20 protein-coding genes are annotated in these 26,574 nt (G+C 62.9%); 10 read left to right on the top strand and 10 right to left on the bottom strand.

All coding sequences use genetic code 11. The features are described 5' to 3' along the window. The first annotated feature begins 83 nt into the window (after positions 1-83). Positions 84-1,385: a mechanosensitive ion channel family protein gene (locus ACIP02_RS04400; protein ID WP_400613607.1), complete on the top strand. Its 1,302-nt coding sequence runs from the start codon at positions 84-86 to the stop codon at positions 1,383-1,385. 102 nt (positions 1,386-1,487) lie between these two features. Here the strand turns inward: ACIP02_RS04400 and arfB are convergent, their stop codons facing one another. The 5 genes from arfB to ACIP02_RS04375 form a co-directional block, all read right to left on the bottom strand. Next, on the bottom strand, positions 1,488-1,901 hold the full coding sequence (gene arfB / locus ACIP02_RS04395) for an alternative ribosome rescue aminoacyl-tRNA hydrolase ArfB (protein WP_400613605.1): 414 nt from the start codon (positions 1,899-1,901) through the stop codon (positions 1,488-1,490). Positions 1,902-1,966: 65 nt separating this feature from the next. Beyond that, positions 1,967-2,902 (bottom strand): AEC family transporter, encoded by a 936-nt coding sequence (locus tag ACIP02_RS04390; protein ID WP_400613603.1) that lies wholly within the window; start codon positions 2,900-2,902, stop codon positions 1,967-1,969. A gap of 1 nt (position 2,903) precedes the next feature. Continuing rightward, positions 2,904-3,779 (bottom strand): carboxylate/amino acid/amine transporter, encoded by an 876-nt coding sequence (locus ACIP02_RS04385; protein ID WP_400613601.1) that lies wholly within the window; start codon positions 3,777-3,779, stop codon positions 2,904-2,906. A 320-nt stretch (positions 3,780-4,099) separates the two neighbouring features. Then, complete coding sequence (locus ACIP02_RS04380; RefSeq protein WP_003254608.1) at positions 4,100-4,699, bottom strand: FMN-dependent NADH-azoreductase; 600 nt, start codon at positions 4,697-4,699, stop codon at positions 4,100-4,102. A 109-nt stretch (positions 4,700-4,808) separates the two neighbouring features. Then, complete coding sequence (locus tag ACIP02_RS04375; RefSeq protein ID WP_400613600.1) at positions 4,809-5,123, bottom strand: 3-phosphoglycerate kinase; 315 nt, start codon at positions 5,121-5,123, stop codon at positions 4,809-4,811. Positions 5,124-5,172: 49 nt separating this feature from the next. Between ACIP02_RS04375 and ACIP02_RS04370 the strand changes: the two genes are divergently transcribed. From ACIP02_RS04370 to ACIP02_RS04355, 4 genes are all read left to right on the top strand, one after another. After that, positions 5,173-6,096, top strand: a complete 924-nt coding sequence (locus ACIP02_RS04370) for a LysR family transcriptional regulator (protein ID WP_012273620.1) — start codon at positions 5,173-5,175, stop codon at positions 6,094-6,096. A 13-nt stretch (positions 6,097-6,109) separates the two neighbouring features. Next, on the top strand, positions 6,110-6,922 hold the full coding sequence (locus tag ACIP02_RS04365; RefSeq protein ID WP_400613599.1) for an alpha/beta fold hydrolase: 813 nt from the start codon (positions 6,110-6,112) through the stop codon (positions 6,920-6,922). Continuing rightward, entirely contained in the window at positions 6,916-7,473 is a 558-nt protein-coding gene (locus tag ACIP02_RS04360) for a peptidylprolyl isomerase (RefSeq protein ID WP_400613597.1), read from the top strand. Before ACIP02_RS04365 ends, ACIP02_RS04360 begins: the two co-directional genes overlap by 7 nt. Before the next feature lie 63 nt (positions 7,474-7,536). Then, positions 7,537-9,369, top strand: coding sequence for an ABC transporter ATP-binding protein (locus tag ACIP02_RS04355; protein WP_400613595.1), 1,833 nt, complete (start codon positions 7,537-7,539; stop codon positions 9,367-9,369). A gap of 123 nt (positions 9,370-9,492) precedes the next feature. Here the strand turns inward: ACIP02_RS04355 and ACIP02_RS04350 are convergent, their stop codons facing one another. Then, a complete protein-coding gene (locus tag ACIP02_RS04350) occupies positions 9,493-10,620 on the bottom strand; it encodes a GNAT family N-acetyltransferase (RefSeq protein ID WP_400613593.1) in 1,128 nt (375 codons plus the stop codon). 262 nt (positions 10,621-10,882) lie between these two features. Here ACIP02_RS04350 and ACIP02_RS04345 point away from each other — a divergent pair, with 262 nt between their 5' ends. Next, positions 10,883-12,127: a putative porin gene (locus ACIP02_RS04345; RefSeq protein WP_400613591.1), complete on the top strand. Its 1,245-nt coding sequence runs from the start codon at positions 10,883-10,885 to the stop codon at positions 12,125-12,127. A gap of 231 nt (positions 12,128-12,358) precedes the next feature. Here the strand turns inward: ACIP02_RS04345 and ACIP02_RS04340 are convergent, their stop codons facing one another. Further along, positions 12,359-13,480, bottom strand: coding sequence for a beta-ketoacyl-ACP synthase III (locus tag ACIP02_RS04340; RefSeq protein WP_400613589.1), 1,122 nt, complete (start codon positions 13,478-13,480; stop codon positions 12,359-12,361). A gap of 249 nt (positions 13,481-13,729) precedes the next feature. Next, the gene (gene hrpA, locus ACIP02_RS04335; protein WP_400613587.1) at positions 13,730-17,635 is read right to left on the bottom strand and encodes an ATP-dependent RNA helicase HrpA; all 3,906 of its coding nucleotides are present in this window, start codon (positions 17,633-17,635) and stop codon (positions 13,730-13,732) included. Positions 17,636-18,205: 570 nt separating this feature from the next. Here hrpA and ACIP02_RS04330 point away from each other — a divergent pair. Both ACIP02_RS04330 and ACIP02_RS04325 read left to right on the top strand, forming a co-directional pair. Then, positions 18,206-19,570, top strand: a complete 1,365-nt coding sequence (locus tag ACIP02_RS04330; protein ID WP_400613585.1) for a glutamine synthetase family protein — start codon at positions 18,206-18,208, stop codon at positions 19,568-19,570. 24 nt (positions 19,571-19,594) lie between these two features. Further along, complete coding sequence (locus tag ACIP02_RS04325) at positions 19,595-20,902, top strand: NAD(P)/FAD-dependent oxidoreductase (RefSeq protein ID WP_400613583.1); 1,308 nt, start codon at positions 19,595-19,597, stop codon at positions 20,900-20,902. 158 nt (positions 20,903-21,060) lie between these two features. Here ACIP02_RS04325 and fadD1 read toward each other — a convergent pair whose 3' ends face one another. Both fadD1 and fadD2 read right to left on the bottom strand, forming a co-directional pair. Beyond that, on the bottom strand, positions 21,061-22,758 hold the full coding sequence (gene fadD1 / locus ACIP02_RS04320) for a long-chain-fatty-acid--CoA ligase FadD1 (protein WP_400613580.1): 1,698 nt from the start codon (positions 22,756-22,758) through the stop codon (positions 21,061-21,063). A gap of 333 nt (positions 22,759-23,091) precedes the next feature. Beyond that, positions 23,092-24,780 carry a long-chain-fatty-acid--CoA ligase FadD2 gene (fadD2, locus tag ACIP02_RS04315; RefSeq protein ID WP_400613577.1) on the bottom strand — a complete coding sequence of 563 codons (1,689 nt, stop codon included), beginning with the start codon at positions 24,778-24,780 and terminating at the stop codon, positions 23,092-23,094. Between the two features lie 218 nt (positions 24,781-24,998). On the opposite strand from fadD2, the gene ACIP02_RS04310 reads away from it, so the two are divergent. Continuing rightward, positions 24,999-25,943: a lysophospholipase gene (locus ACIP02_RS04310; protein ID WP_400613574.1), complete on the top strand. Its 945-nt coding sequence runs from the start codon at positions 24,999-25,001 to the stop codon at positions 25,941-25,943. Between the two features lie 34 nt (positions 25,944-25,977). Continuing rightward, positions 25,978-26,448, top strand: a complete 471-nt coding sequence (locus ACIP02_RS04305; protein WP_012273633.1) for a MaoC family dehydratase — start codon at positions 25,978-25,980, stop codon at positions 26,446-26,448. The last annotated feature ends 126 nt before the right edge of the window (positions 26,449-26,574 follow it).

Genomic DNA, 26,574 nt, shown 5'->3' with positions numbered 1-26,574 from the left:
CTTAGCCGAATTTCTTTTGGCAACTTCGTCGCCATCCGCGTTCTAATGGCGCTTCGTTTCGCAAAAAGACTGTACCCAAGCCCATGGATATCCAACGAATCTGGCGTGACTCCCTCGACCTGTGGGGCACCCTCGACCAACACCCCATGCTGCACGCGGCCATCGGCCTGGCGGTGCTGCTGCTTGTTTCCCTGGTAGTCGGCCGCCTGGCGCGCTTCCTGATGCTGCACGGCGCGCGCCTGTTGGCCCGCCAACCGGCGCTGAAGTGGCTGGACGACCTACGCCACAACAAGGTGTTCCACCGCCTGGCGCAAACCACGCCGTCACTGGTGCTGCAATTTGGCCTGAAACTGGTGCCGGAACTGTCCGAAACCGCCCAGCATTTCCTCGGCAACGTCGCCCTGGCCTTTACCCTGCTGTTCATGACCATGGCGCTGTCGTGCCTGCTGGACGCCCTGCTCGACATCTATGCCCGCACCGAACACGCCCGCACCCGCTCGATCAAGGGCTACGTGCAGCTGGCCAAGATGATGCTGTGGATCTTTGCTTCCATCGTTATCGTCGCCACCCTGATCGACCGCTCGCCACTGTTGCTGCTGTCCGGCCTGGGTGCCATGTCGGCGGTACTGTTGTTGGTATACAAGGACACCCTGCTGTCGTTCGTTGCCAGCGTGCAGCTGACCAGCAACGACATGCTGCATGTGGGTGACTGGATCGAAATGCCGCAGGTAGGCGCCGATGGCGACGTGGTGGACATCACCCTGCACACCGTAAAAGTACAGAATTTTGATAAGACGATTGTCTCGATCCCCACCTGGCGCCTGATGAGCGAGTCGTTCCGCAACTACCGCGGCATGCAGCAGTCCGGTGGCCGAAGGATCAAGCGCAGCCTGTTCATCGACGCCGCCGGTGTGCGTTTCCTTACTCGCGAAGAAGAGCAGCGCCTGACCCAGGTGAGCCTGCTGGGCGATTACCTGGCCGGCAAGCGCCAGGAACTGCAGAACTGGAACGAGGCACTGGGCCCGGTGGCCGAGCTGTCGGCCAACCGCCGTAAGCTGACCAATATCGGCACCTTCCGCGCGTTTGCCCTGGCCTACCTGAAGAACCACCCCAACGTACACCCGAACATGACCTGCATGGTGCGGCAGATGCAGACCACGGCCGAGGGTGTGCCGCTGGAGATCTACTGCTTTACCACCACCACCGTGTGGGCGGACTATGAGCGGATTCAGGGGGATATCTTCGATTACCTGCTGGCGGTGTTGCCGGAGTTTGGCTTGAGCCTGTATCAGCAGCCGAGTGGCAATGATATGCGGGTGGGGTTGAGCGGGCGTGTGGCGCAAGAGCCTGTGCCGCGTCGGCAGGAAGAGATGAGCGAGGCTTGAGATTGCCGGGGCTGCTGCGCAGCCCATCGCGACACAAGGCCGCTCCTACAAGGTTTCGCGCACAATTCGAGACCTGCGCAGTATTGTAGGGAACTGCTTGTATTAGAAATCCACCTTGCCCCGCCCCGCCTTGACCGTGCTGCGCCTGGCCTTCCCCTCAAGGCGGCGGGTCTTCGAGCCGAGAGTGGGCTTGGTGGGGCGGCGTTTCTTTTCGGTCTTGCCGGCAGCGATGATCAATTCGGCGAGGCGCGCCAGGGCGTCAGCGCGGTTCTGTTCCTGGGTGCGGTACTGCTGCGCCTTGATGATCAGCACGCCGTCGCCGGTGATGCGACTGTCACGCAGCGCCAGCAGCCGCTCCTTGTAAAACTCGGGCAGCGATGAGGCCGGGATGTCGAAGCGCAGGTGCACGGCGCTGGACACCTTGTTGACGTTCTGCCCGCCCGCGCCTTGTGCGCGGATGTAGGTCAGTTCGATGTCGGCATCCGGCAGATGCACCGTATTGGAGATGGTCAGCATGACATGGCCCTTGTGATTGCGCCCATTATCACAGCCTGCGCCGCGCTCTCATACTCCAACGGCCACTACCCCGCATACCCCAGCAGGTACAACAAGCCGGTCAAGGTCAGCAGCGAAGCCACGGTCGACAACAGGATGGTCCGCGAAATCAGCCCCGCCTCGCGGTTATAGTACTCCGCCAGCATGAACGGCCCGGTGCCGGTCGGCAACGCGGCCAGCAGCACTGCCGAGGCCGCCCACATGGTCGGCAGGCTGAACACCTTGAACGCCAGCACCCAGGTCAGCGCTGGCTGCCCTACCAACTTCAAGGCCACCAACGGCCACGGGCTGGCCTGCGACCCTGTACGTTTTTCAGCCAGAAATGCGCCCAGCGATATCAACGCACAAGGCGTGGTCGCCAGCGCCAGCATGTCCAGAAAGTGCATGACCGGTTCCGCCAGACCCAAGCCAGATACCGCCCAGGCAGCGCCCGCCAGTGGCGAAATCACCAACGGGTTCTTGGCCAGCGCCTTGCTGACCAGCAAGATGGCGCGACCAATGTGCCGCTCCGCCTGTAGCCCGAACTCGATCAGTGTCAGCGAGATGGCAAACACCAGGCATACCACGATCAACGACGAGATCAACGCCGGCTGCAACCCCGCCTGGCCGAACAACAGCAGGCACAGCGGGATGCCGATATAGCCGGTGTTGGCGTAACCCGCACTGAGCCCGTCGATGCTCGCCGCGACCAGGCCGTGGCCGCTGTACAGGCGCCACAGCAGCGTGACCACGAACATGGCCAGGGCACCCGCGCCAAAGGCAACGATGAAGCCGGGGTGCCAGATCTCGCTCCAGGTGGCCGTGGCGGTCACCTTGAACAGCAACGCCGGCAGGCACAGCCAGACCACCATCTTGTTGATCTCGGCAGCGGCCTTGTCGCCTAGCTTGTTGGTCTTGCGGCACAGGTAGCCGACCAGGATCAGGGCGAAGATCGGCGCCACGATGACGAAGATGGTGTGCACGTCAGGCCTTGCCGGCCAACGGCGTCTGCGCGCGGCCACCCAAGCGGCTCAGCCATACCGAGGCAAGAATGATCGCACCGCCGATGAACAGCCGCCCCAGCGGCTCGTGCTGGTTCCAGATCAGCAGGTTCAGCAGCAACCCCACCGGTACATGCAGGTTGTTCATCACCGCCAAGGTGCCGCCAGATACCAGGCACGCGCCCTTGTTCCACCAGTACAGGCCCAGCGCCGTCGGGCACAGGCCGAGGAACAGCAGCACCAGCCATTGCACGTCGGTACTCGGCAGGTGCTGGGCATTGCCGAACAGCAGGAAGGCCGGCAGCACCACCAGCAAGGCGCCAAGGTAGAAGTAACCAAAACGGGCGTAGTGCGGCAGGTCGCTGGGGTTGCGTGCGACCAGGTGGCGGTACAGCACCTGGCCGGCGGCGTAGGTGAAGTTGGCCAGTTGCAGCAGCAGGAAACCGATGAAGAACTCGCCGCTGATGCTGTCGAAGCGGATTACCGCAGCGCCGGCCACGGCCACCAGCGCGGCCAGCAATGCCCACGGGTTGAAGCGCCGGTTCATGGCGTCTTCGATCAGCGTTACATGCAAGGGCGTAAGGATGGTGAACAGCAGCACTTCCGGCACGGTGAGCACACGGAAGCTCAAATACAGGCAGACGTAGGTGATGCCGTACTGCAGTGCGCCGATCAGCAGCATCGAGCGCATGAAGCGCGGCTCGACCTGGCGCCAGCGGGTCAGCGGCAGGAACACCAGGCCGGCCAGCAGCACGCGGGCGAGCACGGCGAAGTAGCTATCTACGTGCCCGGCCAGGTACTCGCCGATCAGGCTGAAGGAAAACGCCTGGATCAGCGCGACGATTATCAGGTAGCCCATGGTTGCCTCTCGTGAATCAAGGCCGCGACCTTAGCGGGTTGCGGTAAATGAGTTCAACCATGAGGAATGTAAGGTCGGGTGGGAATGCCGTCAGTGTAGGAGCGGCCTTGTGTCGCGAAAGGGCCGCAGAGCGGCCCCGGCGATATCTGCGGCGAAGCTGAAATCCTGGGGGCGCTTCGCACCCCTTTCGCGACGCAAGGCCGCTCCTACACAGAGCAGATCGCGGCGGCCTGCGGGCATAAAAAAGCCCGGTCATACGGACCGGGCAGGTACACCCAAAGGAGCAAAACCAGGTGTCAGGGTTGGGAATTCGTTAAACCTCAGGCCACCGCCGCCAGTTTGGCCTTGGCCTGGTTGACGCCTTTCTCGTGGAACTCGCCGCTCATGTTCAGGCCTTCGGCATGAATGAAGTCGACATCGTGAATGCCGATAAAGGCCATGACCTGGCGCAGGTAGGGTTCCTGGTGGTCGCTGCTGGCGCCGGCATGGATGCCGCCGCGGGCAGTCAGCACGATGGCGCGCTTGCCGGTCAGCAGGCCTTGGGGGCCGGTCGGGGTGTACTTGAAGGTGATGCCGGCGCGCAGCACGTGGTCCAGCCAGGCTTTCAGGGTGCTCGGGATGGTGAAGTTGTACATCGGTGCAGCCATCACCAGCACGTCGGCAGCCAGCAATTCATCAGTCAGTTCGTTGGAACGGGCCAGGGCCTCCAGTTCGGCGGCGCTGCGCTGTTCTTCAGGCTTCATCCAGCCACCCAGCAGGTTGGCATCCAGGTGTGGCACCGGGCTTACCGCCAGGTCGCGTACGGTGATCTGATCGGCCGGGTGGGCGGCCTGCCATTGCTGGATGAAGTCTTTGGTCAGCTGACGGGAAACGGAATCCTGCTGGCGGGCGCTGCTTTCGATGATCAGTACGCGGGACATGGGGTGCCTCCATCGGCAAAAAGGGTTGCGATTCGATGGAGGGAAGATTAAATGTTGACCTATCGATAAAAAAGCGTAAAAAGTGGGTTCAATCTATCGATTAATCGGTTTATTCGGCACTGCAGTTCAAGGCGATTCGCAGTTTGATGATCTGCCGGTTGAATTTGGCAGTGACATCTACGCTTTTACCGGCCGGAACGTTCACCCGGCGCACCCGCGGTGCTTCCGGGCCGTTGCGAAACGTCACTTTGCACGCCGCCGGCACTTGCCCATAGTTGTTGAGGGTGATGGCGCCAATGTCGTAGGCGGTGTCGTAGGCTGTGTAGTCGAGCTTGACCCCGGTCAGCGCCTTCTCCACATCGATGGGGTAAGCCATGGCCCCGAGGGGCAGGCACATCAGTATTGCCGCACAACATTTCTTCATGGGCCGCGCTCCGTGCAAAGAGCGCAGCTTAGGACAACAGGAGCGAAAGATGAAAGCGCCGCGCGTAACCCTAGACCAGTGGCGAACCCTGCAAGCAGTGGTCGATCACGGCGGGTTTGCCCAGGCTGCCGAGGCCTTGCACCGTTCGCAGTCTTCGGTCAGCTACACCGTGGCGCGCATGCAGGAGCAACTGGGCGTGCCACTGTTGCGCATCGACGGCCGCAAGGCGGTGCTGACCGAGGCCGGCAACGTGCTGCTGCGCCGCTCGCGCCACCTGGTCAAGCAGGCCAGCCAGCTTGAAGACCTCGCCCACCACATGGAGCAGGGCTGGGAGGCCGAAGTGCGTCTGGTGGTCGATGCCGCCTACCCCAGTGCCCGCCTGGTGCGCGCCCTGGCCGCGTTCATGCCGCAAAGCCGCGGCTGCCGGGTGCGCCTGCGTGAAGAAGTGCTGTCTGGCGTGGAAGAAGTGATGCACGAAGGCATCGCCGACCTGGCCATCAGCAGCTACAGCATCGGCGGTTACCTGGGCGCCGAGCTGAGCGCGGTGGAGTTCGTCGCCGTCGCCCACCCCGAACACAGCCTGCACCGCCTGGGCCGTGAACTGACCTTCCAGGACCTGGAAAGCCAGTTGCAGGTGGTGATTCGCGACTCTGGCCGCGCACAGCCTCGCGACGTCGGCTGGCTGGGTGCAGAGCAGCGCTGGACCGTCGGCAGCCTGGGCACCGCCGCTACGTTCGTCAGCAGCGGCCTGGGCTTTGCCTGGCTGCCCCGGCACATGATCGAACGCGAACTGCGCGAAGGCGTGCTCAAGCCATTGCCGCTGGACCAGGGTGGCAGCCGCCACCCACTGTTCTACCTTTATTCGAGTAAAGAGAAGACCCTGGGCCCGGCTACGCAGATTCTCATCGACCTGCTGCGCAATTTCGACACCGCGCCACTGGACGTGCCCTTCGCAGCCCCCCCACAAGCCTGAGAGGACCGCGCCCATGGCCTATTTCGAACACGAAGGATGCGCACTGCATTACCAGGAATATGGCCAGGGCGAACCGCTGGTGCTGCTGCACGGGCTGGGCTCCAGCTGCCAGGACTGGGAGCTGCAGGTGCCGCTGCTGAGCCAGCACTACCGGGTGATCCTCATGGACATTCGCGGCCACGGACGCTCCGACAAGCCGCGTGACGGTTACCAGATCGCCACCTTCAGTGCCGACCTGCTGGCCCTGCTCGAACACCTGCACACCGGCCCGGTGCATTTCGTCGGCCTGTCCATGGGCGGCATGATCGGCTTCCAGTTTGCCGTCGACCACCCGCAGTGGCTGCGCAGCCTGTGCATCGTCAACAGCGCCCCCGAGGTCAAGCGCCGTACCCGCAGTGACTGGCTGTGGTGGCTCAAGCGCTGGGGCCTGGCGCGTATCCTCAGTGTCGAAACCGTCGGCAAGGGGCTGGCCGAACGGCTGTTCCCCAAACCCGGGCAAGCCGACCTGCGGCAGAAGATGGCCCAGCGTTGGGCGCGCAACGACAAGCGCGCCTACCTGAAGAGTTTCGACGCCATCGTCGACTGGGGCGTGCAGGAACGCATTGGCCAGATTCACTGTCCTACCCTCATCATTGCCGCCGACCACGATTACACCCCGATACAACTGAAACAGCACTACGTCGCCCTGATGCCCAACGCCAGGCTGGTCGTCGTCGACGATTCGCGGCACGCTACGCCCCTCGATCAACCCGAGGTCTTTAACCAGACCCTGCTGCAATTCCTCGCAGCCGCTTCCACCTCTCAAGGATCTTTGAGCCCATGCTGAAAAAACTCCTGCTCACCGCCTGCTCGGTCGCTTTCGCCACCAGCGTCATGGCCTCCGACAAGACCCCGCACGTTGTGCTGGACACCAGCTTCGGCCAGGTCGAAATCGAACTGAATGCCGAGAAGGCGCCGCTCAGCACCAAGAACTTCCTGCAATACGTCGACAGCGGTTTCTACAACAACACCATCTTCCACCGGGTAATCCCGGGTTTCATGGTTCAGGGCGGCGGCTTCACTGACCAGATGGTGCAGAAAGACACCAAGGACCCGATCAAGAACGAAGCCAGCAACGGCCTGTTGAACACCCGTGGCACCTTGTCGATGGCGCGCACCTCGGACCCGAACTCGGCCACCAGCCAGTTCTTCATCAACGTGGCCGACAACGACTTCCTCAACCCGGGGCGTGACCGTGGCTATGCCGTGTTCGGCAAAGTGACCAAGGGCATGGAGGTGGTCGACCAGATCGTCAACTCGCCAACCACCACCAAGAAAGGCATGCGTGATGTACCGGCCGACCCGGTGTACATCAAGTCGGCCAAACGCATCGACTGACCGCAGGCTGCACAGGGACGTGCAACCGCCTGAGGGCCGGATGGAACAGGAGTGTCGTTACCCATGCTGTACCGTCGTTTTGAACAGCTGATCGATATCTTTCGCGAAGCACCCACTGAATCGCCACCCACCACCGTGTGGCCGTTCTACCTGTATTACCTGCGCCAGGTATGGCCCAGCTTTCTCGCCTTGCTGGTAGTCGGCCTGTTCGCCTCGCTGATCGAGGTGGCGATGTTCAGCTACCTCAGCCGCATCATCGACCTGGCCCAGGGCACGCCCAACGCCAACTTTTTCAGCGAGCACAGCGGCGAGCTGATCTGGATGCTGGTGGTGATCCTGCTGCTGCGCCCCGTGTTCTTCGGCCTGCACGACCTGCTGGTGCATCAGACCATCAACCCCGGCATGACCAGCCTGATCCGCTGGCAGAACCACACCTACGTGCTCAAGCAGAGCCTGAACTTCTTCCAGAGCGACTTTGCCGGGCGTATCGCCCAGCGCATCATGCAGACCGGCAACTCGCTGCGTGATTCTGCCGTGCAGGCGGTGGACGCGCTATGGCACGTACTGATCTACGCCATCACCTCGCTGGTGCTGTTCGCCGAGGCCGACTGGCGCCTGATGCTGCCGCTGCTGGTGTGGATCGTCGGCTACATCGCCGCACTGTTCTACTTCGTGCCGCGGGTGAAGGAACGCTCGGTGATCTCTTCCGACGCCCGTTCCAAGCTGATGGGGCGTATCGTCGATGGCTACACCAACATCGCCACCCTGAAGCTGTTCGCCCACACCGACTACGAGCAGCAGTACGCCCGCGAAGCGATCCGCGAACAGACCGAGAAAACCCAGCTGGCGTCGCGGGTGGTCACCAGCATGGACGTGGTCATCACCACCCTTAACGGCCTGCTGGTGGTCACTACCACCGGCCTGGCGCTGTGGCTGTGGAGCCAGTCGCTGATCACCGTCGGCGCCATCGCCCTGGCCACCGGCCTGGTGATCCGCATCGTCAACATGTCGGGCTGGATCATGTGGGTGGTCAACGGCATCTTCGAGAACATCGGCATGGTCCAGGACGGCCTGCAGACCATCGCCCAGCCGGTCACCGTCACCGACCCGCCCAATGCCCCGACACTCAAGGTAAGCCGCGGTGCGGTGCGTTTCGATGATGTAGACTTCCATTACGGCAAGGCTGCCAACATCATCGAAGGGCTGAACCTGGACATCCGCCCGGGCGAGAAAATCGGCCTGATCGGCCCGTCCGGGGCCGGCAAGTCGACCTTGGTCAACCTGCTGCTGCGCCTGTACGACGTGCAGGGCGGGCGCATCCTGATCGACGGCCAGGACATTGCCGAAGTCAGCCAGGCCAGCCTGCGGGCGCAGATTGGCATGATCACCCAGGACACCTCACTGCTGCACCGTTCGATCCGTGACAACCTGCTGTACGGTCGCCCAGGTGCCAGTGACGCAGAGCTGCAGGAAGCCGTACGCCGTGCGCGGGCTGACGAGTTCATCCCGCAACTGTCGGATGCCCAGGGCCGCACAGGTTTCGATGCCCACGTCGGTGAGCGTGGGGTGAAACTGTCGGGTGGCCAGCGCCAGCGCATCGCCATTGCCCGCGTGCTGCTGAAGAATGCGCCGATCCTGATCATGGACGAAGCCACATCGGCGCTGGACTCGGAGGTGGAGGCGGCGATTCAGGAAAGCCTGGAGACGCTGATGCAGGGCAAGACAGTGATCGCCATTGCCCACCGGCTGTCTACCATTGCCCGGATGGACCGGCTGGTGGTGCTGGACAAGGGGCGGATTGTCGAGAGTGGCAGCCACAGTGAGTTGCTGGAGCAGCAAGGGTTGTATGCCCGGCTGTGGCACCACCAGACCGGGGGGTTTGTCGGGGTTGACTGAGACCTGATCCGGCCTCTTCGCGGGTAAAGCCGCTCCTACATTGACCGCACAACCGCATATTTGTGCGGTCAATGTAGGAGCGGGTTTACCCGCGAAGAGGCCAGCACAGCTAACACAAATCCCTCAGTCCCGCCGATAAGGCAACATCCCCCGCGCCTCCTCGGCATACCCCCTTACCCCTTCACGCTCCTGCGCCAGGAAGTCCTCCACCGCCCGCCGCAACCCCGGGTGCAACACGTAATGCCACGACCGCGTCAGCACCGGCTCGAACCCGCGTATCAGCTTGTGCTCACCCTGCGCCCCGGCATCGAAACGCTGATAGCCCTCGGCAATGGCAAAGTCCATGCCCTGATAGAAACACGTCTCGAAGTGCAGCCGGTCGAATTCATCCAGGCAACCCCAGTAACGGCCAAACAAGCTGTCACCACCGACCAGGCTCAAGGCCATCGCCACATCCCGCCCACCTTGGCGCGCCATCACCACGCGTACCGCCTCGGGCATGCGCTCGGCCAGCAGGCTGAAGAATTCGCGGGTCAGGTAAGGCGCACGGCGGCGTACCGCATAGGTGTTGGCGTAACACAGGAAGACGAAATCCCACTGCGCTTCGTCCAGTTCATCGCCGCGGTACCAGCGAAAATCGATGCCCTGCCCCGCCACCTGCTCTCGCTCCTTGCGCATCTGCTTGCGCTTGCGCGAGCTGAGGCTGTCGAGAAAGTCCTGAAAGTCGCGGTAGCCTTGATTACGCCAGTGAAACTGGCAGCCCAGCCGTTCCATCCAGCCCGGCAAGCCGGCCATCTGCGCATCCAGCTGCGGGTCGGTGAAGTTGATGTGTGCCCCAGACAGTCCGCCCGTGTTCAGGTACTCCGGCAACGCCTGCAACATCAGCAAGCCGTCGGCCGGGTCGCTGGCCAGCAGGCGCGGGCCGCTGACCGGGCTGAACGGCACCGCACCGAGCAGCTTGGGGTAATAGGCAATGCCGGCGCGTTCACAGGCGTCGGCCCAACCATGATCAAACACGTATTCGCCAAACGAGTGCCACTTTCGATAGGCCGGCAACAGCGCCCGCACTTGGCCGTCACGCTCCAGCACCAGGTGTTCGGCAGCCCAACCGGTGTTGCGCGCCACGCTGCCACTGTCCTCCATGGCACTGAGGAACGCATGGCGCAGGAACGGTTGGCCGATCGGCACCATGACGTCCCAGGTGGCCGCCGGAAGATCACGCAAATGGGCAAGGCTGTACAGGCTGGTCACGTTTTCGACTCGCTGTCTGGAGGCCTTCAGTATCCCCAAGGAAGGCCCGACACTCAAATGACGAACGCCGGGCTGATCCTTTTATCCTCCATTACTTAACAACAGTGCCACTAATTAGACATTAATCTGTCATTGGCCCCCGCAATACTTGCGCCTGTTTTCCGGAACCCCTGAACCTGTCTATTCAGGCCCTTTCCGAAGACATGCCAACGCAGGGGCAGGCGCTTGAGCCTCCCCCATTTTTTTCAGTAGGGAGAACCTTATGCGTCTTGTTTCTACACTTACCGGAGTGAGCCTCACCGGCATGATGCTGGCTCTGAGCGCCCCGGCCAGTGCTGCTGTCGACGCCAAGCTGCTCGAGATGCTCCGCGCCAACGGCTCGATCAACCAGGCGCAGTACAACGAACTGCAGGGCGACCTGGCAAAAGAAACCAAGGAAAAGGCCGACCAGAAAGCTCAGTCCGAACGTATGAGCTCCTTCGAACAAAAAGTGGCATGGGCCGCCAAGACCCAGATCAAGGGTGATGTGCGCCTGCGTTACGAAGACGTCAACGTCGACAACCCGATCTCCCGCAGTGGCAACCAGGACCGTGAGCGCGTACGTGCCCGTGTCGGCTTCTACAGCGAGATCAACCCGCAAGTGGACGCCGGCGTGCGCGTCGCCACCGGCAGCAGCGCCGATGCCCGCTCGACCAACCAGAGCCTGGACAACTACTTCGAGAAGAAATCGCTGTGGGTCGACCTGGCCTACCTCGACTGGCACCCGACTGCCGTGCCCAACCTGCACCTGATTGGCGGCAAGATGAACCAGCCGTGGGTGAGCATGGGCGACATCATCTGGGACAGCGACATCAACCCGGAAGGTGTGGCAGCAACCTACAAGATGAACGTGGGCCCAGCTGAAGTATTCGGCAGCCTCGGTCACTACAACCTGAAAGACAACGTCGACGGCGACGGCGTGCAGTTCAAGCACGACGCTCAGCTGTACGCTGGCCAGCTGGGTACCAAGTTCAACGCAGCTGACACCGTAAAGGTCACCGTGGGCGGCAGTATCTACGGCTACGACAACGACAAGGCATCGGCCGCCCTGGCCTCGCTGGGCAACACCACCAACGAGTTCAACCTGGTGGAAGGCTTCGGTCAGATCGACTTCACCGGCTTCGCCATCCCGCTGTCGGCTTACGGCCAGTTCGTCAAGAACACCGAAAGCACCGACGGCAAGGACAAAGCCTGGCTGGCTGGTCTGAAGACCAAGCTTGGCGCCTGGAGCCTGGACTACAACTACCGCGACGTGCAGCGTAACGGTGTGGTCAGCCTGTTCACCGACTCTGACTTCGGTGCCGGCTTCACCGGCTCCCGTGGTCACAAGTTCAAGGTCGGCTATGAAATCGACAAGAACTTCGGTGTAGGTGCAACTTACCTGATGGCCAAGACCGACTATTCCAACCTGCCGAACAGCAATGCTGACGTAGACACCCTGCAGGTAGACCTGGAAGCCAAGTTCTAAGCAACACCCTCCTCTGCTTCACGCTGAAGCGGGAAATGCCGACCCCATCCGGCGTTTCCCGCTTTTTTTTGCCTGTGAAATAGCTGGGGCTGCTTTGCAGCCCTATCGCGACACAAGGCCGCTCCTACAGGGGAATGCGTCCTTTGCAGGTACGCGCTCTCCTGTAGGAGCGGCCTTGTGTCGCGATAGGGCCGCAAAGCGGCCCCGGCTATCTCGGATCAGACCAGACAATCAGCGCTTGCGCAGAATCACACTACCAATCGAATACCCCGCCCCAAACGAGCTCAACACCCCCAGCGAGCCTTTGGCCAGATCATCCTGATACAGGTGGAAAGCAATCACCGACCCCGCCGAGCTGGTGTTGGCATAGCGGTCGAGAATCACCGGTGCATCTTGCTCGGCCACTTCACGTCCCAGCAGTTTCTTGACGATCAGGTGGTTCATGCTGAGGTTGGCCTGGTGCAGCCAGAAACGCTTCACATCGCTCGGTTGCAGGCCGTTTTCCTGCAGGTGCTCACCGATCAGCTCGGCCACCTTCGGGCACACTTCGCGGAACACCTTGCGGCCTTCCTGGATGAACAGCTTGTCTGCTGCGCCTTCGCCCTCTTCCGCCGCACGGTTGAGGAAGCCGAAGTTATTGCGGATGTTATTGGAGAACTCGGTCCACAGCTTGCTGCTGACGATGTCGAACTGGTGCGTCGAGGTGGCCTTGTCGGCACGCTCCAGCAGCACCGCAGTGGCGGCATCACCAAAGATGAAATGGCTGTCACGGTCACGGAAATTCAAGTGCCCGGTGCACACCTCGGGGTTGACCATCAGCACCGCGCGCGCCTGGCCCAGGGCCACGCTGTTGGCAGCGGTCTGGATGCCGAAAGTCGCCGACGAGCAGGCTACGTTCATGTCAAAGGCAAAGCCCTGGATACCCAGCGCCTGCTGTACTTCGATGGCGATGGCCGGGTACGGACGTTGCAGGTTGGAACAGGCGACGATCACCCCGTCGACATCCGCCGCGGAGCGCCCGGCGCGCTCCAGAGCCTGGCGGGCAGCGGCCACGGCCATTTCGCAGAGCACCGACGGCTCCTCGTTGCTGCGCTCCGGCAGGCGCGGTTTCATGCGCTGTGGGTCGAGGATGCCGGCCTTGTCCATGACGAAGCGGCTCTTGATGCCCGAGGCCTTTTCGATGAATGCTGCATCGGAGAATGGCGCCGCTTCTACTTCACCGCGCTCGATGGCGGCGGCGTTGTCCTGGTTGAACTGTTGCGACCAAGCGTTGAAGGAGGCCACCAGTTCTTCGTTGGAAATGCTCTGGGCCGGGGTGTACAGGCCGGTGCCGCTGATGACGACGTTATGCACGGTCGTTCCTCTGGTCAAAGGCCATCGCCATGGGGCGCTGGCTGGGAATATGACGGTTTAGTGGCACTTTAGTGCCAATTTTGGGGCGAGGGCTTTGCCCTCGTTCGCGGGTAAACCCGCTCCTACAAAGGAGCGCGCCGCTCCCGAGGACATTGCTGACCCTTGTAGGAGCGGGTTCACCGGGACGCCGCCGCGAAGGGCCGCAAAGCGGCCCCAATCTCACCGAAGTGTGCCACAAATAAAGGAAGTTTAGCCCTCCACCTGACTCCACTGCTTGCTTAATCTTTTATCTGAAATCGGCACCTTGGTCCCCAGCTGCTGGGCAAACAGCGACACGCGGTATTCCTCCAGCCACCAGCGGTACACGGTCAGTTGCTCGTCACGCTTGCCCTCCTGGGCATGCTTGTCGGCACGGGCCTTGTACTGCGCCCACAGGTTGGCCAGCTCGCCGCTCCACACCCGGTCCTTCTGCACCTGCGAACCAAGCTTCTCCAGGCGCAGTTCCACCGCTTTCAGGTAACGGGGCAGTTCCTTGAACCAGGCCCCCGGTGTTTCGCGCACAAAGCCCGGATACACCAGGTTGCCCAGTTGCTGCTTGATGTCGTTCAGCGCCACCGCCTGGCTAAGGTCGATTTTGCCCTTGAAGCGCTTCTGCAGCCCATGCCACAGCTTTAGCACTTCCAGGGTCTGCCGCGCCAGGCGCTCGGCGTGCTCGGCCCAGCTGCCGCGCTTGCGCTCGGCCAACCCGGCCAGGGCAGCGCCGTCGCGTGGCAACGGCTGCTCACCCTCAAGAATGCAGCTGTCCAGGCTGGCCAGCAGGATGTCCTCGACCAGCGCTTCGACACGCCCCAGCTCGCGGTACAGCAGGCCCAGTTCGGTCAGCCCTGGCAGCTTGCCACGCAGGAACTTGGCCGGTTCTGCCAGCTGCTGCAACAACAGGCGCTGCAAGGCGCGGCGGTGCTGGAACTCGGCTTCGGCCTGGGTCGAGAAACGCCCTTCGCGCACGGTGCCATTCTCGTCCACCAGTGCCGGGTAAACCGTCATCGACAGGCCGGCGATCTTCTGCTGGGTACTCTGCGCCACTTCGCTGAAGGCTTTGGCCTGTACCGGTTTCTCGGCATCGGCATTGCGCGGCACGGCCAACGCCGCCTGGCTGGCGGCGACAAAGCGGGCAGTCAGCTCGGCCAGGTCGCGACCTTCACCGAGGAACTTGCCCTGGCCATCGACCACTTCAATGTTCATGCGCAGGTGGCCTTCGACAAGGTTGACGGACTCGGCCCAGGCCTCGTCGGGCACCCTCACACCGGTCATGCGCAACAATTCCTGGCCCAAGGCCTGGGGCAACGCGCCCTGGCCAAAGGTCATGCGCGCCAGCGATGCCTTGACGAAGTCCGGCACCGGCACAAAGTTCTTGCGCAGGGCCTTGGGCAGGTTACGCACCAGCGCCACGCACTTGGCTTCGAGCAAGCCCGGCACCAGCCACTCCAGGCGCTCGCCCGGCAAGTTCGGCAACAGCGGTGCGGGAACGCGCACGGTCACGCCGTCACGGGGGTGGCCAGGCTCGAAGTGATAGGTCAGCGACAAGCGCAGCTCGCCCACCTGCAGGTTGTCGGGGTACAGCGCCGCCGTGACTTCGCTGGCCTCGCGGGCCAGCACATCTTCTTCGCGCATGATCAGCAGGTTGGCATCCTTCTGGCTGCCCATGCGGTACCAGGCATCGAAGGTTGCGGTCTGGTGAATGTCTTCAGGCAGGCGCGCTTCGTAGAACGCATACAGCGTCTCTTCATCGGCCAGGATATCGCGCCGGCGCGCTTTGGCTTCCAGCTCATCGAGCTGTTCCAGCAGGCGCTTGTTGGCCGCCAGGCACTTGGCCCGCGACTGGATTTCGCCACCGACCAGGCCTTCGCGGATAAACAGCTCGCGCGAGGTAACCGGGTCGATCGGGCCGAAGTGCACCGGGCGGCGGCCGACCAGGATCAGGCCGTACAGAGTGATCTGTTCGTAGGCCACCACCTGCCCGCGCTTCTTCTCCCAGTGCGGCTCGAAGTGGTTCTTCTTGACCAGGTGCCCGGCCAGCGGCTCGATCCAGTCCGGTTCGATCTTGGCCACCATGCGCGCATACAGCTTGGTGGTTTCGACCAGTTCGGCGGCCATCACCCACTGCGGGCGCTTGCGCCCCAGGCCCGACGACGGGTGCACCCAGAAGCGCCGTTGGCGGGCGCCCTGGTAGTCACCCTCTTCGGTCTTCTGGCCAATCTGGCTGAGCAGGCCGCTGAGGATGGCCTTGTGCATCTTCTGGTAGTCGGACGGTTCTTTATTCACCGTCAGTTGCAGGTCACGGCAGATCAGCGCCAGCTGGCGATGGGCATCGCGCCACTCGCGCAGGCGCAGGTAGTTGAGGAAGTTCTTGCGGCACCAGTTGCGCAGCGGGTTGGCAGTCAGCGCCTGGCGCTGCTCCTCAAAGCCGCGCCACAGGTTGACCAGCGCGGCGAAGTCAGAGTCCACGTCCTTCCACTGCGCGTGGGCCTGGTCAGCGGCCTGCTGGCGCTCCGGCGGGCGTTCGCGCGGGTCTTGCACCGACAGCGCACTGGTCACGATCAGCACTTCCTGCAGGCTGCCCTGGCGGGCGCCTTCGAGCAGCATGCGGCCCAACCGCGGGTCGATCGGCAGGCGCGCCAGTTGGCGGCCGAGCGGGGTCAGCTGGTTCTCGCGGTTGACCGCCGACAGCTCCTGCAGCAGGTTGAAGCCGTCGCTGATGGCCTTGCCATCTGGCGGCTCGATGAACGGGAAGGCATCGATCGCGCCCAGGCGCAAGTGCAGCATCTGCAGGATCACTGCCGCCAGGTTGGTACGCAGGATTTCCGGGTCGGTAAACGCTGGCCGGCCGTTGAAGTCCTCTTCGCTGTACAGGCGCACGCAAATGCCCGGCTCGACCCGGCCACAACGGCCTTTACGCTGGTTGGCGCTGGCCTGCGACACCGCCTCGATCGGCAAGCGCTGGACCTTGGCGCGGTAGCTGTAGCGGCTGATGCGCGCGGTACCGGTGTCGATCACATAGCGGATGCCGGGCACGGTCAGCGAGGTTTCGGCGACGTTGGTGGCCAGGATAACCCGGCGCCCGGTGTGCGACTGGAAAATGCGCTGCTGCTCGGCCGGTGACAGGCGCGCATACAGCGGCAGGATCTCGGTATGGCGCAATTGCGCCTTGCGCAGAATTTCGGCGGCATCGCGGATTTCCCGCTCGCCCGGCAGGAAGATCAGCACATCGCCGGGGCCCTTGCCTTCACTGCGTTCGTGGTGGGCCAGTTCATCCAGCGTGGCGAGAATCGCCTGGTCGACGGTGAGGTCGTCCTCGATCTGGTTGCCTTCTTCGTCCTGCTCGCTGGTGAGCGGGCGGTACCAGGTTTCCACCGGGAAAGTACGCCCGGACACCTCGATGATCGGCGCGCCGTCGAAATGCTTGGAAAAACGCTCCAGGTCGATGGTCGCCGAGGTGATGATCAGCTTCAGGTCTGGCCGGCGGTGCAGCAGGGTCTTCAGGTAGCCAAGCAGGAAGTCGATGTTCAGGCTGCGCTCGTGGGCTTCGTCGACGATGATCGTGTCGTAGCGTTCGAGAAAGCGGTCGTGTTGGGTTTCGGCCAACAGGATGCCGTCGGTCATCAACTTGACCAGGGTGTTGGCATCGCTCTGGTCTTCGAAACGCACCTGGTAGCCGACCAGCCCGCCCAGCGGCGTGCCCAGTTCTTCGGCAACCCGCGCCGCCACGCTACGCGCGGCGATGCGGCGTGGCTGGGTGTGGGCGATCAGGCCATGGCTGCCACGGCCCAGCTCCAGGCAGATCTTCGGCAGCTGGGTGGTCTTGCCCGAACCGGTTTCACCGGCGATTACCAGCACCTGGTGTTCGGCCAGGGCCTTTTTGATTTCGTCGCGCTTGGCGGCGATCGGCAGGCTGTCGTCGTAACGCACGGTCGGCACGCTCTGCTGGCGTGCGGTAACCTGGGCGCAGGAGGCCTGGACCTTTTCCACCCATTGCGCCAGCTTCGCCTCATCGGGGCGCTTGCGCAGTTCGTGCAGTTGCCGGCGCAGGCGATGGCGGTCGGCAATCATGGCGTGGTCGAGGTTTTGCAGCAGTTTGTCGATGGCGTGGTCAGTCATGGGGCTTTTTAGTGATGCAGGTGAGCCTGCTTTTTCATGATCGGCATTCGAAGGATGCGCGATTGTCGCAGATTTGGGCCTGCTTTGCTGTCCAGGCTGGCGCGCACCCTGTAGGAGCGGCCTTGCGTCGCGATGGGCTGCGCAGCAGCCCCGTGGATTTGTGCCGGGGCGCAGATCTTGGGGCTGCTACCGCAGCCCATCGCGACGCAAGGCCGCTCCTACAAGGGATCGCACAGTGGCTGAAAGTTTAGCAAGAGCTTATGTAAAGGTTGCCATTCACTGCTTTAATCAACCTTAAGCCGCATGTGAGTATCAAAGGCATGACTCCCGCCCAGCCCATCGCCCCACCGTCTTCACGCCCTTCGCTACCGAAGGCCCGGAGCCGTGCCGGGGAAAATCCGCTGGTGCACATCATTCTCGCCTTCTGGGCCTTGTGGCACTGCCGCCACGCGCGCCCACCGGACACCTCGCTCACGCCATTGTGACCAAACCCGGCCACCACCTGGCCGTTTGACTCAACTGGGCCGCCTGCCTGCGCGGTGGCCCTGTGCGCCCGTGAGCGAATCCATCATGCACTTTGCACCCGTAGAGCAAGCCAGCCGTTTCCTGGCCGACAACCCCGATATCGAGCTGTTCGAACTGTTCATCCTCGACGCCAACGGCGTGCCCCGCGGCAAGCTGCTGCACCGCGACGAACTGCTGGCCGTGTACCAGACCGGCCGCCCGCTGCCCAGCACCATCCTCGGCCTGACCCTGAACGGCGATGACGTGGAAAACTCCGGGCTGGTCTGGGATGTGGGCGATATCGACTGCCGCGCCTACCCGCTTGAAGGCAGCCTGGTGCGCCTGCCCTGGCGCCGGGTGCCGACCGCCGCCGTGCAGGTCAGCATGCACCCGAACGAGGGCCTGCCGGCCAGCATCGCCGACCCGCGCCATGTGCTGCTGCGCACCATCGAGGCACTGAAGGCCGACGGCTACCACCCGGTCATGGCCTGCGAGCTGGAGTTCTACCTGCTCGACCAGCAGCGTGATGCCCAGGGTCGCCCGCAACCGGCGCTGGACAACGACGGTGGCCGCCCCCGCAGCACCCAGGTCTATGGGCTGCGCGAACTGGAACAGATCGAGCCGTTCCTGGCCGACCTGTACGCCGCCTGCAAGGCCCAGGGCATTCCGGCGCGCACGGCCATTTCCGAGTACGCCCCGGGCCAGGTGGAAATCACCCTGGAGCACGGTGACGCGCTGCAAGCGATGGACCAGGCGGTGCGCTACAAGCGCCTGGTCAAAGGGGTGGCCCATGCCCACGGCATGCAGGCCTGCTTCATGGCCAAACCGTTCGCCCAGCTGGCCGGCACCGGCATGCACATGCACCTGAGCCTGGCCGACAGCGCCGGCAACAACCTGTTCGCCAGCGACGACAAGGCCGGCACCCCGCTGCTGCGCCAGGCCGTGGCCGGCATGCTGCGCCACCTGCGTGACTCGCTGTTGCTGTTCTGCCCCAACGCCAACTCGTTCCGCCGCTTCCAGGCCAACAGCTATGCGCCATTGGCGCCGACCTGGGGCGTCGACAACCGCACCGTGAGCCTGCGCGTACCGGGTGGCCCGGCCAACAGCCGGCACGTAGAGCACCGCATTTGCGGTGCCGACGCCAACCCCTACCTTGCCGCCGCGGCCATTCTTGCTGCCAGCCACCGCGGCATTCGCGAACAGCTGGACCCGGGCGCCCCGGTGGAAGGCAACGGTTATGCACAGGCCACCGAACACCTGCCCACCGACTGGCTGACCGCCCTCGACGCCCTGCAGCAGTCGCATTGGGCCCGCGAGGCATTGGGCGAAGACTTCCTCGGCGTGTACCTGAAGGTCAAGCGCGCCGAGTACCGTCAGTTCATGGCCGAAGTCAGCGAACAGGACTGGCGCTGGTACCTGCACCAGGCCTGAGCCCCTACATAACAAGGAACACCCATGAACGCAGCATTGAACAACGGCCCGGCGCAGCGCGCGCCGTCCTACTACAGCGCCACCCTCAACGACCACACCGCGTACCCGCAACTGAAGGGCACGGTGCAGGTGGATGTGGCGATCATCGGCGGCGGCTTCACCGGCGTGGCCACGGCAATCGAACTGGCCGAACGCGGCCTGAAGGTCGCTATCGTCGAAACCAACCGCATCGGCTGGGGCGCCAGCGGCCGCAATGGCGGCCAGGTCACCGGCAGCCTGTCGGGCGACGAGGCCATGCGCACACAGATGCGCAACCACCTGGGCGCCGATGTCGACGACTTTATCTGGCACCTGCGCTGGCGCGGCCACCAGGTAATCGAGCAGCGTGTGGCGCGCTACGGCATCGACTGCGACCTCAAGCGCGGCCACCTGCATGCGGCCATGAAGCCTTCGCACATGAACGAGCTGCGCGCCTTCGAAGCCGAAGCCCATCGCCGGGGCATGGGCGAACAGGTGCAGCTACTAGACCGCACGGCAGTGGCCGAGCACTTGCAGAGCCCGCTGTATCAGGGCGCGTTGAAGAACCTGCGCAACCTGCACCTGCACCCGCTCAACCTGTGCCTGGGCGAAGCCCGTGCCGCGCACAGCCTGGGCGCACTGATTTTCGAGAACTCCGAAGTGCTGGACATCGTCCACGGCCCGCGCCCGGCGGTGGTCACAGCCCATGGCCGGGTCGAGGCCCGCCAGGTGATGCTGGCCGGCGATGTGTATCACAAGCTGGAAAAGCGCCAGCTGAAGGGCAAGATCTTCCCGGCCATGGGTGGCATTGTCACCACGGCGCCACTGGGCGAGTTGGCCGAGCAGATCAACCCGCAGGACCTGGCGGTATACGACTGCCGCTTCGTGCTCGACTACTACCGCCTGACGGCCGACAAGCGCCTGCTGTTCGGCGGCGGCGCCAACTATTCCGGGCGTGACTCACGGGATATCGAAGGCGAACTGCGCCCGTGCATCGAGCGCACTTTCCCGGCCTTGAAAGGCGTGCCGATCGAGTTCCAGTGGAGCTGCGCCATGGGCATCGTGGTCAACCGCATCCCGCAGCTGGGCAAGCTGTCGGACAACGTGTGGTACTGCCAGGGCTATTCAGGGCATGGGATTGCCACCAGCCACATCATGGGCGAGATCATGGCCGAGGCGCTGACCGGGACGCTGGAGCAATTCGACACCTTTGCCCAGTGCAAGCATGTGCGGGTGCCGATGGGGGATTTGCTGGGGAACCCGCTGCTGGCGGCGGGGATGTGGTATTACCAGATGCTTGAAAAACTGCGCTGAATCCAGACTGTACGCAACCTTTGTAGGAGCGGCCTTGTGTCGCGATCGGGCCGCGAAGCGGCCCCAGGGTCCCAGCTTTAATGCTGAATTTTCTGGGTCCGCTTTGCGGCCCGATCGCGACACAAGGCCGCTCCTACAGGGACCGCGTAACCCTGGGATTACGCGATCTTCTTCAGCCCCTGCTTCTTCAGCTCTTCATCACGCAGCTCGCGGCGCAGAATCTTGCCCACGTTGGTGGTCGGCAGCGAATCGCGGAACTCGATCTGGCGTGGCACCTTGTAGCCGGTCACGTTGGCACGCATGTGCTCCATCACCTGCTCCTTGGTCACGGTCATGCCCGGCTTGACCACGATGAACACCTTGATCACTTCACCCGACTTCTCGTCCGGCACACCAATGGCTGCGCACTGCAGTACGCCCGGCAAGGCTGCCAGCACATCTTCCAGTTCGTTGGGGTACACGTTGAAGCCCGAAACCAGGATCATGTCCTTCTTGCGGTCGACAATGCGCATGTAGCCGTCAGGCTGGATCAGGGCGATGTCGCCAGTCTTCAGCCAGCCTTGGCTGTCGAGGATTTCGGCAGTAGCGTCTTCGCGCTGCCAGTAGCCTTTCATCACCTGCGGGCCCTTGACGCACAGCTCGCCTACTTCGCCCAACGGCAGCTCGATGCCGGCGTCATCGATGACCTTGCACAAGGTGGACGGTACCGGAATACCGATGGTGCCGACCTGGTTGGCCTCGGCCGGGTTCACCGCCGCCACCGGGCTGGTTTCGGTCATGCCATAGCCTTCGCAGATGGCGCAGCCGGTAACGGCTTTCCAGCGCTCGGCCACGCTCAGCTGCAATGCCATGCCGCCCGACAGGGTGATTTTCAACGCGGAGAAGTCCAGGGCGCGGAACGCCTCGTTGTTGCACAGGGCAACGAACAAGGTGTTAAGGCCGACAAAGCCGCTGAACTTCCACTTGCCCAGTTCCTTGACCATGGCCGGCAGGTCACGCGGGTTGCTGATCAGCACGTTGTGGTTGCCGATCAGCATCATGGCCATGCAATGGAAGGTAAAGGCGTAGATGTGGTACAGCGGCAGCGGGGTAATCAGGATTTCGCAGCCTTCGTGCAGGTTCGAGCCCATCAGCGCCCGGCACTGCAGCATGTTGGCCACCAGGTTGCGGTGGGTCAGCATGGCGCCCTTGGCCACGCCGGTGGTGCCGCCTGTGTATTGCAGCACCGCCACGTCGTTGGCCTGCGGGTTGGCCTCGGTCACCGGCTGGCCCTTGCCCAGCGCCAGCGCGTCGTTAAAGCGCACGGCCTGCGGCAGGTTGTAGGCCGGGACCATCTTCTTCACGTACTTGATCACGCTGTTGATCAGCAGGCGCTTGATTGGCGGCAGCAGGTCGGCCACTTCGGTGACGATGACGTGCTTGACCTGGGTCTTGGGCACCACCTTTTCAGCCAGGTGGGCCATGTTGGCCAGGCACACCAGGGCCTTGGCGCCAGAGTCGTTGAACTGGTGTTCCATTTCCCGCACGGTGTACAGCGGGTTGGTGTTGACCACGATCAGCCCGGCGCGCATGGCACCGAACACCGCAACCGGGTACTGCAGGACATTGGGCAGTTGCACGGCAATGCGGTCACCCGGCTTGAGGTCGGTATGCTGCTGCAGCCAGGCGGCAAAGGCCCCCGACAGCGCATACAACTCGCCATAAGTGATAGTCTTGCCCAGGTTGCTAAAGGCCGGTTTGTCGGCAAAGCGTTGGCAGGATTGCTTGAGTACCGCCTGGATATTGGGAAATTCGTCAGGATTGATTTCCGCCGTAATCCCGGCTGGGTACTTATCCTTCCAAAAATTTTCGATCATGGAAGCCCACTCCTTCAGCAACAGCGAAGTTCGATTCACGCGTCGATGCGCTTATTATTGATATGAGATGACGGTTCGTTGCAAACCGGATCATCAGAAAGCGGGCCGAGAGTAACAGCTTTGCCTGGGGTCGCCTAGAGGCCAAAACAGGCCTTGCGGTCACAAAAATGACTCAATGAAGAATACAGGTCATTTTTAGAGTAATTGACCAAAATGTCGCAGATTGGGCTGTGATTAGCTTGTTAGAGCTGTTTGAGGGCCTTCGCGGGTGAACCCGCTCCTACATTGGACGGTGTAGGAGCGGGTTTACCCGCGAACGAAGCCAACACGGCACTAAGCTATATCACGAAGCTCCCGCCGCAGAATCTTGCCCACCGGCGTCATCGGCAGCGAATCGCGCAGCACGATGTGCTTGGGCACTTTGTAGCCGGTGAAGTTGGCCTTGCAGTAGGCCTTGAGCTCTTCCACGCTCAGCCCGGCCTCACGCGGCACCACGAACAGCTTCACGGCCTCGCCGGAACGCTCGTCCGGCACGCCGATGGCGGCGCAGTTGGCGACCTTGGGGTGGCCCATCATCACGTCCTCGATCTCGTTGGGGTACACGTTGAAACCCGAGACGATGATCATGTCCTTCTTGCGGTCGACAATGCGGGTAAAGCCATCCGGGTCGATCACTGCGATATCACCGGTCTTGAACCAGCCTTCGGCATCCAGGGCCTGGGCGGTGGCCTCAGGCTGCTGCCAGTAGCCCTTCATCACCTGCGGCCCCTTGATGCACAACTCGCCACGCTCGCCCAACGGCATTTCGTTGCCGTCATCGTCGATGACCTTGAACGCGGTGCCCGCCACCGGGATACCCACCGTGCCCAGCCGCGCCAGTTGGCCATAGGGGTTGGTACTGGCTACCGGCGAGGTTTCGGTCAGGCCGTAACCTTCGACGATGCGGCAGCCGGTAAGCGCCTCCCACCGCTCGGCAGTGGCCTTGACCAGCGCCGTGCCGCCGGAGTTGGTGACCTTCAACGCCGAGAAGTCCAGCTGGCGGAAGCCTGGGTGATCCATCAGCGCCACGAACAGGGTATTGAGCCCCAGCAACGCGGAGAATCGCCACTTGCCCAGCTCCTTGATAAAGCCGGGGATATCCCGCGGGTTGGTGATCAGCACGTTGTGGTTGCCGGTGACCATCATGCACATGCAGTTCGCGGTAAAGGCATAGATGTGGTACAGCGGCAGCGGCGCGATCATTACCTCCTGGCCGTCCTTGAGCAGCTTCTGCCCATCTGGCCCATGCTGCGAAAAGCAGGCCAGCACCTGCAGCATGTTGGCCACCAGGTTGCCGTGGGTGAGCATCGCCCCCTTGGCCAGGCCAGTGGTGCCACCGGTGTACTGCAGCACGGCGATGTCGTCCAAGCTCAGCGGCACCGGTTTCGGTGTCAGCCCGCGCCCCTCGCGCAGCACCTGCTTGAACGCTATGGCCTGCGGCAGCTGGTAGGCCGGCACCATCTTCTTCAGCTTGTCGACCACGGTATTGACCAGCCAGCCTTTGGCGGCCGGCAGCAGGTCGCCCATCTTCGCCTCGATCAGGTACTCGATACCGGTGTCGGGCAGCACCTCCTGCACCCGTTTACCGAACATGTTCAGGTACACCAGCGCACGCGCGCCGCTGTCCTTGAACTGGTGGCGCATCTCGCGCTCGGTGTACAGCGGGTTGGTGTTGACCACGATCAGCCCCGCGCGCATGGCGCCGAACACGGCAATCGGATACTGCAGCACGTTGGGCATCTGCACCGCGATACGGTCGCCGGGCTTGAGGTCGGTGTGCTGCTGCAGCCAGGCGGCAAAGGCCGCCGAATGGCGCTCCAGTTCCGCGTAGCTCAGGGTCACGCCCAGGTTGCTGAATGCCGGGCGATCGGCAAAGCGCTTGCAGGAGCGCTCGAACACCTCGACGACCGAGGCGTAGGCATTGATGTCGATGGTGGAAGGCACGCCCGCCGGGCGCTTGTCATTCCAGAAGTCGGCTTGCATTTATTATTGTTCCTCTGCCTGGACCTGCACTGCGTCCTTTAGTCCTTTACCTGAATGCCTGATGGCAAAAAGGCGTTGATCCGACGTTAGCAGGTAAGCCCGAGGTGGCATACACGCCAAGTGCCGCCATTAACATTGTGAATCTTATTTGTGCCCTTCCTGCAATCCGGCCGGTTGTGCATACACTGTCCGGGTACCCGTGCGCACAAGGACCCGCCATGCCCCACGACGCCTTCTGGCTACCCGCCAGCGAGCACTGCAGCCTGTACGTACACCAATGGCTGCCGGCCACGCCGGTAAAAGCCGTGGTGCTGCTGGCCCATGGCATGGCCGAGCATGCCGGGCGCTACCAGCGCCTGGGCCAGGCTCTGAGCGAGGCCGGCTTTGCCCTGTTCGCCGCCGACCAGCGTGGCCACGGGCGCACTGCCGAACAGAGCAGCCTCGGCCTGTTCGCCCGCCAACATGGCTGGAATGCCGTGGTCAACGACCTCGGCCGCCTGGCCCAGCACATCGGCCAGCAATACCCGTGCACGCCGCTGTTCCTGTTCGGCCACAGCATGGGCAGCTACATCGCCCAGGCCTACCTGCTGCACCACAGTGGCAGCCTGCACGGGGCGATCCTCAGCGGCTCCAATTACCAGCCGGCCACGCTGTATCGCCTGGCCCGCCTGATTGCCCGGCTGGAGGCCTGGCGCCAAGGGCCGCTGGGTAAAAGCGCACTGATCGAGTGGTTGTCGTTCGGCTCGTTCAACAAGGCCTTCAAGCCCAACCGTACAGCCTTCGACTGGCTCAGCCGCGACCCGGCCGAGGTCGACCTGTACGTCAATGACCCGCTGTGCGGCTTTCGCTGCAGCAACCAGCTGTGGCTCGACCTGCTGCAAGGCTTGGCGCAGATCAGCCAGCCGAGTAACCTCGCGCAGATCGATCCGAACCTGCCCATGCTGGTAATCGGTGGGGAATGTGATCCGGTCAGTGCCGGCAAGCGTCTCACCCATCTGGCCGACGCCCTGCGCGCGACCGGCAATCGACATGTACAGCTGCGCGTCTATCCTGAAGCGCGGCATGAATTACTCAACGAAACCAACCGTGACGAGGTCACCGCCGACATTCTCGGCTGGCTTGAACAGGCGCTGGCCCTTGGCCGCCCTGTGCGCAGTGAATGATAGCCGCCCTCGCCTACCGCTTAAGGAAGCCCCGATGTCCCAGGTCACCAACACGCCTTACGAAGCCCTCGAAGTAGGTCAGAAGGCGGAATACAAGAAGTCCGTCGAAGAACGCGACATCCAGCTGTTCGCGGCAATGTCCGGTGACCACAACCCGGTGCACCTGGACGCCGAGTTCGCCGCCAAGAGCATGTTCCGCGAGCGCATTGCCCACGGCATGTTCAGTGGCGCGCTGATCAGTGCGGCAGTGGCCTGCACCCTGCCTGGCCCTGGCACCATCTACCTGGGCCAGCAGATGAGCTTCCAGAAGCCGGTGAAGATTGGCGACACCCTGACCGTACGCCTGGAAATCCTCGAAAAACTGCCAAAGTTCAAGGTGCGCATCGCCACCAATGTGTACAACCAGAATGATGAGCTGGTGGTTCAGGGCGAGGCCGAGATCCTCGCGCCGCGCAAGCAGCAGACCGTCGAACTGGTGTCGCCGCCGAATTTTGTGGCTAGCTGAAATGTGATGTAAACAGCACCGGCCTCTTCGCGGCGGTTCGGCGCCCCGATGAACCCGCTCCTACACGGAATGTTGTAGGAGCGGGTTCATCGGGGCGCCGAACCGCCGCGAAAGGGCCAGCAATGC

Source organism: Pseudomonas sp. NPDC089408, assembly GCF_044749445.1.
In the GTDB taxonomy this organism is placed as follows: Bacteria; Pseudomonadota; Gammaproteobacteria; order Pseudomonadales; family Pseudomonadaceae; genus Aquipseudomonas.
The sequence above is the reverse complement of the archived record's forward strand: the minus strand, read 5'-3'. Positions and strand labels throughout refer to the sequence as shown.